The following is a 14,652-nucleotide window of genomic DNA, read 5'->3' as shown; positions in this document are numbered from 1 at the left end:
AGGACGCTGAAAAGCAATGATTGAGTCAAAACAGGTACAGCAGGTCAAGTCAATGCGCGGATATTTAGCGCCGCTCGTGCAGGAAATTCCGCCTTCGGGGATTCGCAAGTTTTTTGACTTGGTAAGCGGGAGCAAGGATATTATTTCTCTTGGCGTCGGGGAGCCTGATTTTCACACGCCTTGGCATGTCCGGGAATCGTGCGTTTACTCCTTAGAGCGCGGCAATACGAAATATACGCCCAACGCCGGCCTGCTCGAGCTGCGCGAGGCGATCGCGGAGTACTTGTACGAATCGTTCCAACTGCTCTACGAGCCGTCTGACGAAGTGATGGTGACGGTCGGAGGCAGCGAGGCCATCGATCTTGCGCTGCGGGCTTTGATCGCCCCGGGAGACGAAATTCTCATTCCGGAACCGACTTACATTTCCTACAGTCCGATCGCGCGGATTGGCGGCGGCATTCCTGTCGGGATCGAAACGTTCGCCAAGGACCAGTTCAAGCTGAAGCCGGAAGCGCTGAAAGCGGTCATTACGCCCCGCTCGAAGGTGCTCATTTTGTGTTACCCGAGCAACCCGACCGGCGGCATCATGACGTACGAGGACTGGCTGCCGATTGCGAAAATTGTTGAAGAGAACGACCTGATCGTCATTTCCGACGAAATCTATGCCGAGCTCACCTACGAGCAAAAGCATGTCAGCTTCGCGTCGATGCCGGGTATGCGAGACCGCACGATTCTCGTGAGCGGCTTCTCCAAAGCGTTCGCCATGACTGGATGGCGGATGGGGTATGCTTGCGGGCATCAGGATCTCATTTCGGCGATGCTGAAAATCCATCAGTATACGGTCATGTGCGCTCCGTCCATGGCGCAAGTGGCTGCGCTCGAAGCGCTCACGAACGGGATGGAGGAGAAGGATAAGATGGTCGAATCCTACAACCAGCGGAGACGTTTGGTCGTCCATGGCTTCCGAGAGATCGGCCTGCCGTGCCATGAGCCTCAGGGCGCGTTCTACGCTTTCCCTTCCATCCAGTCCACGGGACTTACTTCGGAGGAATTCGCGCAGCGGCTGCTGTTCGAGGCCAAGGTCGCGGCGGTGCCCGGGCAAGTGTTCGGTCTTGGCGGCGAGGGCTTTATCCGCTGCTCGTATGCGACATCGGTCAATCAATTGACAGAAGCAATCGACAGGATTGGAAATTTCATAAAAAAGTTGTAATTTCGTCAAAATAAATCATTTTCAAATCCCCCAAAAACTGGTATCTTATAGGTATAAAAGGTTTAAATCTATGACTTACCTATAAAAACTTGTCAGCTTAGGTCTGATGACGACGACCCGGTGGGAGGGATGAGGGATGGCTTTTCCGGAATATCAGCTTCGGCAATATTTGAACGTCGGCTGGATTCGCGACAGCGAGCACAAGGCCAAGTGGACTTTTGGGAAAAGAAAACAGGCCTCAGCCGCCGTTTCGTTGGAAGATGACATCTACAAGCTCCGGCGTCAGCTGGAACAGCTTGTACAGAACGGGAACAGCCTCACATCCCCGGAAGTTGTCGAAATCAGCATGCAGCTGGATATTAAAATCAATGAATATATGAATCGCCCTAAAGGGGACCGTCGTTGAGCGGTCCCTTTTTGCTTTGTCGAAAAAGTTTTGAAAGCGCAGCCCCGTCATGGTAAGATACAAGGATAGAGAGCCGCGGAGACGGGCTTCCGGCGGCACGGATAGAGGGGGAGACAAAGGGACGATGAGAAGAAGATGGCTTCTCGGTCTGCTGCTGATCTTCGTGCTTGCGGGCTGCGGAGGACCGAAGGCGGACGTGACGGTGTTTTTAATGGGGAAGAGCGGCATTCCGACGGAAATCGGGGAAAAGCTTCAAGCGTCGTTGCAGAGCAAAATCGGACAGACGCCTACCGTGCAAGTCGTGACGTCGCCGTTGTTTTCGCTTGAGAAGATGATGGTTGAAATCGCCGCCGGAGGGCATGGGGTGTTGATTATACCGGCGGAGCAGTTCAAGGGCATGGCGCAGCAGGGCGGTTACGTGTCGCTCGACGATGTGGCGAAGCCGGAGGATTTCCCCGAAGGCGTTATGGAAATTCCCGTAGGCGACAAGAAGGAGAAGCATCTGTACGGCATCCCGATGGAGAAGTCCCTTTGGTTCACGGAGCTTCAATTGAACGGTAAGGATTTGTTCGCGTTCATTCCGCAGAGTGCTCCGGACCTGGAGAAAGCAAAGCAAGTATTAAAAATCATTGCGCAGAAGTAACGGTTCGTAAGGCTGGCTCTATGCGGGAGCCGACGGCGGACGAATAATCGAATAGCGGTTCGGGTGCTTGCGGCGGATGGAAGCTTGCAAGTTAAAAGGGAAGCCGGTGCGAATCCGGCGCGGTCCCGCCACTGTGAACAGGCGAATGCTCTCCGGTAAGCCACTGCTTGATGTAAAGCGGGAAGGCGGGAGGGCTCCGGAAGGAAGCCTGTAAGCCAGGAAACCTGCCCGAACGGCAAGCGAAGCGTCCTTCGAGGAAAAGGAGCGGAATCGGGCAGCCGGCCGGCGGTGCGCCGTCTTTGGACAGGCGGATCGCGGCCGGCGGCCCGTTTGTGCTCTTCGCCCCGGAGATGCTCCCGGGGTGAGGGGCCTTTTTCGTTTTAGGCGAAAACAAACTATACCATATATCCAGAGGAGATAAAGAAGATGAAAGCTAAACTTACCACCAAGAGTTTGCGTAAAACATGGTTAGCTGCGATCTTGAGCTTGGCGCTGGCCGCATCGCTGGCCGGCTGCGGAAGCGCGGTGAAGACACCGGGGCAGGGAGAGCTTGCCAATCCGCCGAAGGCCGACGGCACGAAGCAGGATGGAGCGGCGGCGTCCGCCAAGCGAACGTCGTATCCTTTGAAGGTGAAGGATGCTACGGGCAAGGAGTTCGTGTTTGAGAAGGCGCCGGAGCGAATCGCGTCCACCTCGCCGAGCGAAACGGAAGCGCTCTTCGCTCTGGGTCTCGGAGATAAGGTGGTCGGCGTATCGGACTTCTGCGATTACCCTGCGGAGGCGAAATCGAAGCCGAAGATGGGCAGCATCGTCAAGCCGAATGAAGAAGCGCTGATCGGGGCTAATGCGGATCTGGTCATGACCGGGGTATCGATGAAGACGCAGGTGGTCGACAAGCTTCGCGAGCTGAAAATTAACATGTTCAAGGTCGAGCCGAAAACGTTGGACGACGTGATGAACAACCTTCTGATGATGGGGCAAATCTTCGACCGTCAAGAGCAGGCGCAAAAGCTCGTCGATTCGATGAAAGCCGACCGTCAGAAGGTCGCGGATGCCGTGAAGGAGTTGAAGCCGGAGCAGAAGAAAAAGGTGTTCATCGAGTTTTCCCCGGGCTGGACGGTCGGCAAAGGCGAATTTATCGACGAATTGATCACGCTGTCCGGCGGGATCAACGTAGCTGGCAGCGAGAAAGGTTATGTCCAAATCAGCGAAGAGAAAGTCATCGCGGATAATCCGCAGGTGATCATCTACCCCAATGGAATTATTGACGACAAGTCGAAAAAGCCGATGGACCAACTGATCCGCGAACGCAGCGGCTGGGACAAAATCGAAGCGGTCCGGTCCGGCAAGCTGGTCGGTGTCGACAAAGATTTGATCAGCCGTCCGGGGCCGCGCATTACGGCCGGGCTCGTCGAGATCGCCAAAGGGATTTATCCGGATCTGGTGAAATAAATGAAGCGCAAGCTGTGGATATGGGGCGGAGGCGCTATTGTCCTGCTTCTGCTGTCCGCGACGGCTGCCTTGTCCGTCGGTTCGGTTCGCGTGCCGTTCGGGCACGTATGGGGGATTCTCCTGCACCAGCTTCCATGGCTCGGCGAGCGCATCCCCGAGACTTGGAGCGTGGCGTCGGAGCAAATTATATGGAAGGTGCGGCTGCCCAGGGTGGCGCTCGGACTGCTGGTCGGGGCGGCGCTCGGGCTGGCTGGCGCGGCATTTCAAGGCGTGCTGCGCAATCCGCTTGCCGATCCGTATACGCTCGGCGTCTCGTCGGGTGCATCCGTCGGAGCCTCCTTCCTGATTTTGTTCGGGCTGCAGTTTTCGCTGCTCGGGGAATGGAGCGTGCCGGTTGTCGCGTTCGCGACCGGGGCGCTTACGCTGGGCGCGGTGCTGCTGTTGGCCCGGACGGAAGGCAAGCTGCGGATGGAAACGGTCATTTTGTCCGGCGTCGTGATGCAGGCGTTTCTCGGTTCGTTCGTTTCGCTGATGGTCTCGATGTCCAAGCAGGTCATCAACGAAATCGTATTTTGGATGATGGGCAGCCTGGCGCTTCGGGGATGGTCTTATTCGCTTATACTGCTTCCTTATCTGGCCGTCGGAGCGGCGATATTGCTTGGATTCGGAAGGGCCATGAATCTGTTTGCTCTCGGCGAGCGGCAGGCAGCCCATTTGGGCGTTCACGTGGAACGGACGAAGCTCGTCGTCTTGATCGCCTCTACTTTGATTACGGCGGCTGCGGTATCGGTGTCCGGCGTCATTGCTTTTGTCGGCCTGCTCGTGCCGCATCTGCTGCGTTTGCTGGTCGGTCCGGACTACCGTCTTCTGCTGCCGCTGTCGCTCATCGGAGGCGCCATCTATGTCGTTTGGGCGGATACGCTTGCTCGGACGCTGCTTAGTCCGACGGAAATTCCGCTCGGCGTCGTCACGGCTTTTATGGGAGCACCCTTCTTCGCTTATTTGCTGCGGCGGCGGAAGCGGGCGATTCGGGAAGGATAAAGCCGGAGCCGCTGCGTTTGAAATCAAGGGTAATCAAACGGGGACCGGAGGAAATCTGTTCATACGGCGCTCCGCATAGTATAGGACTGCTGGAAAGGGGGCCAAGCGGGTGATACGGGTGGAAGTGGAGCAGGCAGCCAAGGCGTTCGGCGGCAGGCCGGTGCTTCGACAAATCGGCTTCTCGGTGGAGCCGGGCGAATGGTTCGGCATTCTTGGCCCAAATGGCAGCGGGAAGTCAACGCTGCTGCATATGATATCCGGCGCCGAGCGTGCTGACGCCGGAACGGTGAAGCTGGACGGCCGTCCGGTGGAAGCCGTCTCCCGCAAAGAGCTGGCCCGGCAGCTCGCCGTCCTGCATCAGGATGCGCTGCCCCCGCTCGGGTTCACGGTGCGCGAAATCGTCGAGATGGGTCGTTACCCATACCAAAACTGGTTGGGGGACGAGCCCGGGGATTCCGCAGCCTTAATCGAGCGAATTTTCGATTGGCTGAAGCTCCGACCCTTGGAGGAGCGTACGGTCGACGGGCTGAGCGGCGGCGAGCGGCAGCGGGTGGCGCTGGGCAAAGCGATGGCCCAGGAGCCGAAGCTGCTGCTGCTGGACGAACCGACGACCTTTTTGGATATCGGGTACCAGGTGGACCTGATGGACAAGGTCCGTCAATGGCAGCAGGAATGCGGGATGACCGTCATTTCGGTGCTGCACGATTTGAACTTGGCCGCGCAGTATTGCGATCGGCTTATGCTGCTTTATAACGGCGAGGCAGCCGGAATCGGTACGCCGGAGGAAGTGCTGCGCGCCGATCTTTTGGAGAACGTATACGGCACGCGTCCGTACGTGCTTCGACACCCGGACAGCGGAGTACCGCAAATTTTGCTTGGAAAAGGGGAATGACCGTGTCGGATCAAAGCCGGTTACAACAAGTATTATCGGACATTCGCCCGCTTGATGCGGAGATCATCGAAGAGGCTGCCCGCAGGCTGGACCAATTGACCAAGCCGCCGGGCAGCCTCGGTCGGCTGGAGGAAATCGCGAAGCAGCTCGCAGGCATTCGCGGCGAGGTGATGCCGGAGCTGACGCGAAAAGCCGTCGTCGTGATGGCGGGAGATCATGGCGTATGCGAGGAAGGGGTTAGCGCCTTTCCGGCGGAGGTGACGCCGCAGATGGTGCTCAATTTCCTGAACGGCGGAGCGGCCGTCAATGTGCTCTCAAGGCAGGCCGGTGCGGATGTCGTTTGCGTGGACATCGGCGTCAACGCCGAGCTGTCGCATCCGCTGCTGCGTTCGCGCAAGATTCGTATGGGAACGGCCAACATGGCGAAAGGCCCGGCGATGACTCGGACGGAGGCGGAAGCTGCAATTATGGTCGGCGTGGAATTGGCCCAGGAGCTGGCGGGCGAAGGCTATCGGCTGCTCGCTACGGGCGAGATGGGCATCGGCAATACGACGGCCAGCTCGGCGCTTTTGGCCGTGCTCGGAGCGACTGATCCCGCCGCTGCGGCAGGACGCGGAACCGGAATCGACGACGAGCGGCTGCGGCACAAGCAGGCGGTCATTCGCCAGGCGATTGAAACGAACCGGCCGGAAGCTGCCGATCCGCTCGATGCGCTTGCCAAGGTAGGCGGCCTTGAGATCGCCGGACTGGTCGGCCTTATTCTCGGTGCGGCGCAGAGCCGCATCCCCGTCGTCATCGACGGCTTCATCTCGTCGGCCGCGGCCTTGGTTGCGGCAAGGCTGGCCCCGCTCAGCGTGTCGTATATGATCGCGTCGCATCTCTCGCAGGAGCAGGGCCATGAGCGCCTGCTCACAGAGATCGGCTTGACGCCGATGCTTCGCATGGATATGCGGCTGGGCGAAGGCACCGGCGCGGTGCTGGCTTTCCCGATGATCGAAGCGGCGGTCCGCATTATGAAGGAGATGGCGACCTTCGCAGATGCCGGAATTTCGGGCGCATCGGAACGGGCAGGCGTATGAATGCCGGTCAACGGGAAGGAAACGCGCCGATGAAAGTGCTTGTAACCGGAGGGGCGCGAAGCGGCAAAAGCGGGTTCGCCGAGAAGTACGCGGCGGTGCTGGGCCACGAGGGCTTATACGTCGCCACCGCGCAAGCGTATGACGACGAAATGCGGCGGCGCATCGACCTGCACCGCCAATCGCGCAGCGAGCGCGGCTTCCGCTGGACGACGGCTGAGGAGCCCTTCGCCTTGGCGGAGCTGCTCGAACGCTCGTCGGCACCGGTCGTGCTGGTTGATTGCCTGACGCTCTGGCTGTCGAACTGGCTGCTGCGGCTGGAACAGGAGTCGGATGCGGAAGCGCAGCTCGAAGCGAAGATCGATAGCCTGGCTGCCGTCTTTGCGGCGGCGAAGCAGTCGACCGTTCTCGTGACGAACGAAGTCGGGGCCGGGCTTGTACCGGAATACAAGCTCGGCCGCATTTTCCGCGATTTGTCCGGCCGGATGAATCAACGTCTTGCCCGCGAGGCCGATCAGGTATTCCTTGTCGCCTCCGGTATTCCTCTTGAACTTAAGAGCATGGCTTTTAAGCTATAGCCCGCGGTTTTATTTATAGTTTTTAGGTCTTGGGGGCGAGCGGGTGCGTTTTTTTGGGAGCGACTTTTGACGAAGTCAACGGAGCGAACCAAGAATCATGCCCGGCTCCATGCCCGCCGCCGGCAGCGCATAAAAAATTAAGCGCCCTGCAAGGCGGCGCGTCAAGCTTTTTAGTCTTTTATAGGGAGGAGGTGTATCTCTTTGAGAGCGACTTTTGACGAAGTCAAGCGGAGCGAACAAAGAGATACACCCACCAAAGTATGAGTGAAACGCTAATCATGGTACTGGCCGCCATCGTAATCGATTGGGTGCTCGGCGATCCGTCATGGCGCTGGCTGACGCATCCCGTCATCTGGATCGGGCGGTGGATTTCCGCCGTGGAAAAGCGGCTGTGGCCGGAGGGGGCGCAATCGGCCGGCGTTCACGGCAAATGGGCCGTACGCTGGCGCGGCATTGCACTTACCGCATCGACGGTAGGCTTGGCGTTCGGCGCGATGTATTTCATCGTCTGGGCTGCGTCGATGGTGCATCCGTGGCTCGGCTATGCGGTGAACACATGGTTCATTTCGACCACGATCGCCATCAAAGGACTGAAGGATGCAGCTATGGCGGTATACCGCCCGCTGGCCGAAGGGCGTCTGGATGAAGCGCGCAAATATGTCGGCTATATCGTCGGACGGGATACGACACAGCTGGACGAGCCTGGGATTACGCGGGCGGCCGTAGAGACGGTGGCTGAAAATATCGTGGACGGCGTCGTATCGCCGATCTTCTTTGCTTTGCTCGGCGGAGCTCCGCTGGCGATGTTATACCGCGCGGCGAATACGCTGGACTCGATGGTGGGCTACAAAAATGAGAAATATCTGCACTTTGGCTGGGCTTCGGCCCGGTTCGACGATGTGCTCAACTGGATTCCGGCACGGCTAACCGGAGGACTGCTCATCTTGGTTGCGCTTGCAAGTCCCGGACTGGCTGCCGTTCGCGCTGCAAAAGCTGTCCTGACGTTTGCCCGGCTGCATCCGAGTCCGAACAGCGGGATTCCGGAGTCGGCGGTGGCCGGTGCGCTCGGCATCGAGCTTGGGGGCGTGAACGTGTACCACGGCCGGACAAGCGAGCGGGCCCGGATGGGCTGGCCGCTGCGGGAGCGCACGCGGGAAGATATTAAGCGGACCGTGCGCATGCTGTACGGCGTCAGTTACGTCATTGCGGGGGGATTGCTGTGCGCGCTTTTATTCATTTGATGCGGCTTTGGGGCGAAGCCTGCGCGGCTGCGTTTCAATTTTTAACCCGATTGCCCGTACCGGTGAACCTGGACTATAACGACGCTTTGTTTCGGCGGAGCGTCGTTTTTTATCCATTCGTCGGCTTGGTGCTAGGACTGATCACAGCCGCTGCCGGTCTGCTGCTAACCAGCGTGCTGCCTCCGCTGCCGGGAGCCGCCCTGCTGCTCGGGATCTGGGTGATGCTCACCGGGGCGCTGCATCTCGACGGTCTGATGGATACGGCCGACGGCATTTTGAGCCATCGCTCGCGGGAGAGAATGTTGGAAATCATGAAGGACAGCCGGGTTGGCGCCATGGGCGTCATCGCCGCCGTGCTGGTGCTGCTGCTGAAATGGTCGCTGCTGACGGAGCTGCTGCCTGCTGCGGCAGCAGGCGGCCAGGGGACTCTGTGGCTCCTCTTGGTGCTGGTTCCGCTCTGGAGTCGGTGGTACATGGTCATCGCGATAGCCTGTTGGCCGTATGCGCGGCAGGCGGGGAGCGGAATGGGCGGCTTTTTTCGCGGTGTCGGAGCTGGGCATGCCGCGGGCTCGGGGCTTGTGGCGCTGCTGCTGTCGTTATGCGTTGTCGCGGCGGGAGAAGCGTTCGGAGGGCTTCCGCTGCCGTTTTGGCATATGGTAGGAATAGTTGTTATTCTGCTCGCCGTGACGATGGGAGCAGGTGTTCTGATGAGCGTTTCAATTCACCGGAAATTGGGCGGCCTGACGGGCGATACGTACGGCGCGATGAACGAACTGCTGGAAGCGGCTCTGCTGCTCGTGCTTGTGTTGATTAAGGGATAGGAGAGGTTGCGATGCTGGAACGATACGGACACGGCGGCGATTTGTGGACGGCCGCGGAAGCTTTCGGCAAGCCGCGGGAGCGGTTTGTCGATTTTAGCTCGAACATGAACCCGCTCGGGCCGCCTGAGGCGGTAGGACGCATTTTGGCTGAGCAATGGCAGGAGGTCGTCCATTATCCGGACCCAGCGGTGCGGGAGCTGACCGGCAAGCTGGCGGCCAAGCACGGCGTTCCGGTCGAATGCGTGCTCGTCGGCAACGGGGCCGCGGAGCTGATCGATTTGGCCGTCCGGGTGCGCCGTCCCCGGGTGACGGGACTGGTCCGTCCGTCTTTTGCCGAATACGAGGAAGCTGTGGAAAAAATCGGAGGGCGTATCGTCGACATCTCGCTTGATGAAGCGAACGGCTTTGCACTTCGTTTGTCCGACGTGCAAGGAGCTGCGGGCCGGTGCGATCTGCTGTTTCTCGGGCATCCGAATAATCCGACCGGGCGTCTGCTGCCGGATGACGTGGTGCGGGCGTTGGCCGACGGACAGATTCCGGCCATCGTCGACGAGGCGTTTCTTGATTTTTGTCCGCGGGAGGAGGAGCTGACGCTGGTCCGCGCTGCGGCGCAGAGCCCCAACTTGACCGTCATCCGCTCAATGACGAAGTTTTATTCGATTCCCGGACTTCGTCTCGGGTACGTAGTGGCGCATCCGGAGCAAATCCGCGAAATGAAGCGGCTGCAGGTGCCGTGGAGCGTAAACGCTTTATCTCAATGGATCGGCTCGGCCGTCCTGGAGGAGCGGGAGTTTGCGCGTAGGACGCTGGTGTGGGTGAAGGAAGAGAAGGAGCGCTTGCGCGCCGGGCTGCAATCGCTCGGCCTGACCGTGTATGAGAGCGATGTGAATTTTGTGCTGTTTTCGCTGCGGCCGCTGGGACTCAATGTCCGGGCGCTGCAAGCGGCGATGGGGCGGCGGGGCATTTTGATCCGGGACGCTTCGCTGTTTCCCGGGCTGGACGAAACGTATTGCCGGGTGGCGGTCAAGCTGAGGGAGCAGAACGAAGCGCTGTTGGACGGCCTTAGGCAGTCGATTGCCGAACTGCTCGAAGCGCGAGAGCGCACGACGGCGGGCGAAGAAGCCGCAGCAGCCCGGAGGCTGGGAGGCTCGCAGAGCAGCGGTGGGGTCGTACCCGATTCCGCATCACTGAAGCTCGCTCCGACCTTCATGCTGCAGGGAACCGCCTCCGATGTCGGCAAAAGCTTGCTGACGACGGCATTGTGCCGCATTCTGCTGCAGGACGGCTTGCGCGTGGCGCCGTTCAAATCGCAAAACATGTCGCTCAACTCCTACGTGACGCCGGACGGCAAAGAAATCGGCCGGGCGCAGGGAATGCAGGCGGACGCCTGCCGGATTCCGGCCACGACGGACATGAACCCGATTTTGCTCAAGCCCAAAAAAGACATGGTCTCGCAAGTGGTTGTCCACGGCAAGCCTTACCGTGACCTGGATGCGCGTACTTACCGGGAGAAATACTTGCCGGAAGCCGAAGCGGTGGTGAAGGAAGCGCTCGTCCGACTGCGGCAAACGTATGACGCGGTCGTGATCGAAGGGGCAGGCAGCCCAGCCGAGGTGAATCTGAAAGACCGGGATATCGTCAACATGCGGCTGGCCGGATGGGCGGACGCCCCGGTGCTGCTTGTGGCGGATATCGACCGCGGGGGCGTGTTCGCTTCCCTCGTCGGGACACTGGACATTTTGTCGCCGGAGGAGCGCGGCCGGGTGAAGGGCTTTATCATCAACAAGTTCCGGGGCGACGTTACGCTGCTTACGCCGGGGATCGAATGGCTGGAGAAGCGGACGGGCAAGCCGGTGCTTGGCGTTATTCCTTATTTGCCGCAGCTTGGGCTGGAGGACGAGGATTCGGCTTCGCTCGATCGCAAGCTGGCGGAGGGCGAACTAGGTCGCACGGATACGTCGCTGTCCGAAGATATGCTCGATATCGCCGTCATCCGGCTGCCGCGCCTGTCCAATTTTACGGATATCGATCCGTTGGAATACGAGCGCGATGTCCGGCTCCGTTTTGTGGATTCGGCGGAGACGTTCGGGTCCCCGGATGCGGTGATCGTGCCGGGTAGCAAAAATACCGTCGACGATCTTTTATACCTTCGCGACTGCGGGCTTGACCGTAAGCTGCTTGATTTTGCTAAAAGCGGCGGATGGGTCACGGGCATCTGCGCGGGATATCAGATGCTGGGGGAAAAGCTGCTCGATCCGAATGCGGTCGAATCAGACCAGCCGGTGCTCGACGGACTCGGCTTATTCCCGACGCAAACCGTATTTGGTGCGGAGAAACGGACTGTAAGAGCCGCAGGTACGACACGGCTGTATGCCGGTCCCGAGCAGGAGTTTGAAATCCAAGGCTATGAGATTCACATGGGCGTGACTTCGTTCTTGCGGCCCATCGACCACCCGTTCGAGTTATCGCATCCCGATTCCGGGCCCGTCGAATCCGGTTCGACGCCAGACGGCGCGGTCTGTGCGGACGGACGGCTGTGGGGCACGTATGTGCATGGCATTTTGCATAACGATGATTTCCGCCGCGCGTGGCTGAACCGGATTCGCGCAGCGAAAGGGCTGGGGCCGCTGCCGGCGGAGCTGCGCTTTCAGGAGCGCCGGGAGGCGGCCTTTGACCGGCTCGCAGCCCATGTGCGGGAGCACTTGGATATGGAACGATTGTATGAGATGATAGGGTGGAATAAAGGCCGGGAGGGATTCCAGTGAAAATTTATACGAGAACGGGCGATGCCGGGAAAACCGGGGTGATCGGAGGGCGCGTAGATAAGGACGACGTCCGCGTCGAGGCGTATGGCACGGTCGACGAGTTGAATTGCTTTATCGGCCAGGCGATGGGACTTCTGGATGCGGAACGCGATGCGGATCTGCTAGCCGATCTGCTGCAAATCCAGCATGAAACGTTCGACTGCGGCTCCGATCTGGCGCTGCTGAAGCAGGAGCTGCGGCCGTATAAGGTGACGGCCGAGATGGTGGACCGGCTGGAGACGTGGATCGACAAATACGATGCGGAGACGCCGGATATCCAGCGTTTTATCCTTCCGGGAGGGAGTCAGGCGTCGTCGGCGCTGCACGTATGCCGGACGGTATGCCGCCGCGCCGAACGCCGGGTCGTCACGCTCGCGCGCACGCAGCCGATCAACGAAGAGGTGCGTCGTTATTTGAATCGGCTGTCGGATTTGTTCTTTACGATCGCCCGGGTGGCCAATCATCGGGCCGGCAACGGCGACGTGGAATATATTCGGAGCGCCGAGGTGTTCAGACGCAAGTCATGAGCTATTATAAACCGCTGGAATATATCGTCCCGGCAGAAGATGACGGCATGGTGCTGAGGACGATTTTACAAAAACGAATGGGCGTATCCCGCAAGCTCCTCTCGCGGCTGAAGCTGACGGAGCAGGGCATTACGGTTAACGGGGAACGCAAATATATCGATGTGAAGGTGCGCGCCGGAGACCGGGTCGCCGCGCGGATGGAGACGGAAGCGTCGGACGATATTTTGCCGCAGCCGCTTCCGATCGACATTTTGTATGAGGACGACGACCTGCTGGTGCTGAACAAGGAGGCTGGGATGATCGTGCATCCGACGCACGGACATTACACGGATACGCTGGCGAACGGCGTCGTTCATTACTGGCGGGAAAAGGGCGTGAGCTTCCGCTTCCGCCCCGTGCACCGGCTTGATCAGGAGACGTCCGGGGTGCTGGCCGTCGCCAAAAATCCTTACGTGCATCAGCAAATTTCGGAGGAAATGCAGGCGCACGGGCTGAAGAAAGAATACGTCGCGCTCGTGCACGGCGTGATCGGCAGCGACGAAGGGACGGTCGACGCGCCGATCGACCGCAACCCGCTTGCGCCGCATGTCCGCATCGTCACACCGACCGGCTATCCGGCGGTCACGCATTACCGCGTGGAGCGGAGGTTTCGCGAAGCGACGCTCGTGCGCTTGTGGCTTGAGACGGGGCGGACGCACCAGATCCGCGTGCATATGCGGCATCTCGGTCATCCGCTGCTCGGCGATAAAATGTACGGTCCCGGCGGAACGGCGGACGAGGTGGATAAGGCGGCTGCGGAGGGACGTATTCCGGAAGCCGGCGGTGTGCAGCAGCGGCATGGTGCTTTGAAGCCATTATCCGAGGGCATAACCGATGCCGACCGCAGCGCAACGCAGCAGCAGGCGGCGCCAAGCGTCTGTCAAGCGGCTTCGCCCGCATCTGACTATGGGATGGAGCGTCAAGCGTTGCACGCCTGCACGCTTGGGCTGACGCATCCGGTCACGCGGCAGCGGATGGAATTTCACGCGCCGCTGCCGGCGGATATGGAGCGCTGCATCAAGCAATTGGAGCAGTCGGAAGCTGCACAATAAGCATAAAAAATCCGCCGTTCCCGAGATACGTTCGGGGAAACGAGCGGATTTTTTGCTTTCGTTCATTTCTGAAGCAGCCCCAAATACTCTTTCAGCGTGAGGCTCAGATCATCCATGGCCGCAGAGGTCGGAATCCATAGTCTCCCTGTCCAGCCTGTACCGCGGCTGATCTTGTAATCGACCGGATACGGAACGACCTGAACGTGCTGGGCGGCAAAATGCTTCACCGAGCGCGGCATATGAAAAGCCGACGTCACCAGAATCGGCCGCTTCCAGCCGCCTTTGTCCAGCAGCTGCTTCGAGTATTGCGCATTCTCTTGAGTCGTCCGGCTCTTGTCGTCCAGCCGGATCGCTTCGGCCGGAACGCCCAGCGCGATAAGCTTGCTGCGGGCCAACCGGCCCTCGTTGGCCGTATCGGCGTACACCTGCCCGCCCGAGACGATGATGGGCAGCGGCTTGGCGGCGTACAGCTCGGCCACGGAGACGACACGATGCAGCGTGCTGCCGCTCAAGTGGCCGGTACCGCTTACGTCCGGGGTCCCCGACACGGCTCCGCCGGTCAGCATGACGTAGACGTCACCCTGCAGGACGGCAGGTGGCGAATAACGATTTTCAATCGATTGCAGCGCTTTTTCGCCGACAAGCGGGATTGAGAGCAGATAGACGAGGCAGGCCGAGGCGAACAGGACGATGCCGGCCGAGCGGCGGACGCGGGCGTAAAGCCACCATCCGATCAGGAGCAGCAGCGGAACGAAGCAGCCGGGAGGCATCAAGAAACTGTAAATGAGTTTAAGAACATAAATCATGGCTAAGCTCCTTCTGTGGGACTCTTTTCCATTATCTGCGCTTCGCCGCCCTTTTTCAACCTTT

14 protein-coding genes and 1 riboswitch are annotated in these 14,652 nt (G+C 59.6%); of the genes, 13 read left to right on the top strand and 1 reads right to left on the bottom strand.

Going from position 1 to position 14,652, the window contains the following annotated elements:
- The first annotated feature begins 16 nt into the window (after nucleotides 1-16).
- The 13 genes from ET33_RS23445 to ET33_RS23380 all read left to right on the top strand — a co-directional run bounded on the left by ET33_RS23445 (nucleotide 17) and on the right by ET33_RS23380 (nucleotide 13,782).
- Nucleotides 17-1,210: an aminotransferase class I/II-fold pyridoxal phosphate-dependent enzyme gene (locus tag ET33_RS23445; RefSeq protein ID WP_036687601.1), complete on the top strand. Its 1,194-nt coding sequence runs from the start codon at nucleotides 17-19 to the stop codon at nucleotides 1,208-1,210.
- Nucleotides 1,211-1,346: 136 nt separating this feature from the next.
- On the top strand, nucleotides 1,347-1,616 hold the full coding sequence (locus ET33_RS23440; protein WP_010497004.1) for an aspartyl-phosphate phosphatase Spo0E family protein: 270 nt from the start codon (nucleotides 1,347-1,349) through the stop codon (nucleotides 1,614-1,616).
- A gap of 124 nt (nucleotides 1,617-1,740) precedes the next feature.
- Nucleotides 1,741-2,259: a hypothetical protein gene (locus ET33_RS23435; protein WP_036687598.1), complete on the top strand. Its 519-nt coding sequence runs from the start codon at nucleotides 1,741-1,743 to the stop codon at nucleotides 2,257-2,259.
- Between the two features lie 44 nt (nucleotides 2,260-2,303).
- Nucleotides 2,304-2,505, top strand: a riboswitch (cobalamin riboswitch).
- A 180-nt stretch (nucleotides 2,506-2,685) separates the two neighbouring features.
- Entirely contained in the window at nucleotides 2,686-3,711 is a 1,026-nt protein-coding gene (locus ET33_RS23425; RefSeq protein WP_036687593.1) for an ABC transporter substrate-binding protein, read from the top strand.
- On the top strand, nucleotides 3,712-4,752 hold the full coding sequence (locus tag ET33_RS23420) for a FecCD family ABC transporter permease (protein ID WP_036687591.1): 1,041 nt from the start codon (nucleotides 3,712-3,714) through the stop codon (nucleotides 4,750-4,752). It abuts the gene before it with no gap.
- Between the two features lie 109 nt (nucleotides 4,753-4,861).
- On the top strand, nucleotides 4,862-5,644 hold the full coding sequence (locus ET33_RS23415; protein WP_081890458.1) for an ABC transporter ATP-binding protein: 783 nt from the start codon (nucleotides 4,862-4,864) through the stop codon (nucleotides 5,642-5,644).
- Nucleotides 5,641-6,723, top strand: a complete 1,083-nt coding sequence (gene cobT, locus ET33_RS23410; protein ID WP_036687589.1) for a nicotinate-nucleotide--dimethylbenzimidazole phosphoribosyltransferase — start codon at nucleotides 5,641-5,643, stop codon at nucleotides 6,721-6,723. The genes ET33_RS23415 and cobT overlap by 4 nt, the downstream gene beginning before the upstream one ends.
- Before the next feature lie 29 nt (nucleotides 6,724-6,752).
- Nucleotides 6,753-7,298 carry a bifunctional adenosylcobinamide kinase/adenosylcobinamide-phosphate guanylyltransferase gene (cobU, locus tag ET33_RS23405; RefSeq protein WP_036687798.1) on the top strand — a complete coding sequence of 182 codons (546 nt, stop codon included), beginning with the start codon at nucleotides 6,753-6,755 and terminating at the stop codon, nucleotides 7,296-7,298.
- Between the two features lie 260 nt (nucleotides 7,299-7,558).
- Nucleotides 7,559-8,539, top strand: coding sequence for an adenosylcobinamide-phosphate synthase CbiB (cbiB, locus tag ET33_RS23400; RefSeq protein ID WP_036687587.1), 981 nt, complete (start codon nucleotides 7,559-7,561; stop codon nucleotides 8,537-8,539).
- Nucleotides 8,518-9,360 (top strand): adenosylcobinamide-GDP ribazoletransferase, encoded by an 843-nt coding sequence (gene cobS / locus ET33_RS23395; RefSeq protein WP_235206798.1) that lies wholly within the window; start codon nucleotides 8,518-8,520, stop codon nucleotides 9,358-9,360. The genes cbiB and cobS overlap by 22 nt, the downstream gene beginning before the upstream one ends.
- Nucleotides 9,361-9,371: 11 nt before the next feature.
- Nucleotides 9,372-12,125 carry a cobyric acid synthase gene (locus tag ET33_RS40450; RefSeq protein ID WP_036687585.1) on the top strand — a complete coding sequence of 918 codons (2,754 nt, stop codon included), beginning with the start codon at nucleotides 9,372-9,374 and terminating at the stop codon, nucleotides 12,123-12,125.
- On the top strand, nucleotides 12,122-12,691 hold the full coding sequence (locus ET33_RS23385; protein WP_036687583.1) for a cob(I)yrinic acid a,c-diamide adenosyltransferase: 570 nt from the start codon (nucleotides 12,122-12,124) through the stop codon (nucleotides 12,689-12,691). Before ET33_RS40450 ends, ET33_RS23385 begins: the two co-directional genes overlap by 4 nt.
- Entirely contained in the window at nucleotides 12,688-13,782 is a 1,095-nt protein-coding gene (locus tag ET33_RS23380; RefSeq protein ID WP_036687581.1) for an RluA family pseudouridine synthase, read from the top strand. Before ET33_RS23385 ends, ET33_RS23380 begins: the two co-directional genes overlap by 4 nt.
- Before the next feature lie 62 nt (nucleotides 13,783-13,844).
- Here ET33_RS23380 and ET33_RS23375 read toward each other — a convergent pair whose 3' ends face one another.
- On the bottom strand, nucleotides 13,845-14,588 hold the full coding sequence (locus ET33_RS23375) for a YdcF family protein (RefSeq protein ID WP_036687579.1): 744 nt from the start codon (nucleotides 14,586-14,588) through the stop codon (nucleotides 13,845-13,847).
- Nucleotides 14,589-14,652: the final 64 nt, after the last annotated feature.

The sequence above is a fragment of the Paenibacillus tyrphae genome, from assembly GCF_000722545.1.
In the GTDB taxonomy this organism is placed as follows: domain Bacteria; phylum Bacillota; class Bacilli; order Paenibacillales; family NBRC-103111; genus Paenibacillus_G; species Paenibacillus_G tyrfis.
The sequence above is the reverse complement of the archived record's forward strand: the minus strand, read 5'-3'. Positions and strand labels throughout refer to the sequence as shown.

What these genes read in the sequence shown, in the direction of transcription:
- cobU (WP_036687798.1), top strand. Translation starts at nt 6,753, where the DNA reads ATGAAAGTGCTTGTAACCGGAGGGGCGCGAAGCGGCAAAAGCGGGTTC.
- ET33_RS23445 (WP_036687601.1), top strand. Translation starts at nt 17, where the DNA reads ATGATTGAGTCAAAACAGGTACAGCAGGTCAAGTCAATGCGCGGATAT.
- ET33_RS23380 (WP_036687581.1), top strand. Translation starts at nt 12,688, where the DNA reads ATGAGCTATTATAAACCGCTGGAATATATCGTCCCGGCAGAAGATGAC.
- ET33_RS40450 (WP_036687585.1), top strand. Translation starts at nt 9,372, where the DNA reads ATGCTGGAACGATACGGACACGGCGGCGATTTGTGGACGGCCGCGGAA.
- cbiB (WP_036687587.1), top strand. Translation starts at nt 7,559, where the DNA reads ATGAGTGAAACGCTAATCATGGTACTGGCCGCCATCGTAATCGATTGG.
- ET33_RS23375 (WP_036687579.1), bottom strand. Translation starts at nt 14,588, where the DNA reads ATGATTTATGTTCTTAAACTCATTTACAGTTTCTTGATGCCTCCCGGC.
- ET33_RS23435 (WP_036687598.1), top strand. Translation starts at nt 1,741, where the DNA reads ATGAGAAGAAGATGGCTTCTCGGTCTGCTGCTGATCTTCGTGCTTGCG.
- ET33_RS23425 (WP_036687593.1), top strand. Translation starts at nt 2,686, where the DNA reads ATGAAAGCTAAACTTACCACCAAGAGTTTGCGTAAAACATGGTTAGCT.
- ET33_RS23420 (WP_036687591.1), top strand. Translation starts at nt 3,712, where the DNA reads ATGAAGCGCAAGCTGTGGATATGGGGCGGAGGCGCTATTGTCCTGCTT.
- ET33_RS23440 (WP_010497004.1), top strand. Translation starts at nt 1,347, where the DNA reads ATGGCTTTTCCGGAATATCAGCTTCGGCAATATTTGAACGTCGGCTGG.
- cobT (WP_036687589.1), top strand. Translation starts at nt 5,641, where the DNA reads ATGACCGTGTCGGATCAAAGCCGGTTACAACAAGTATTATCGGACATT.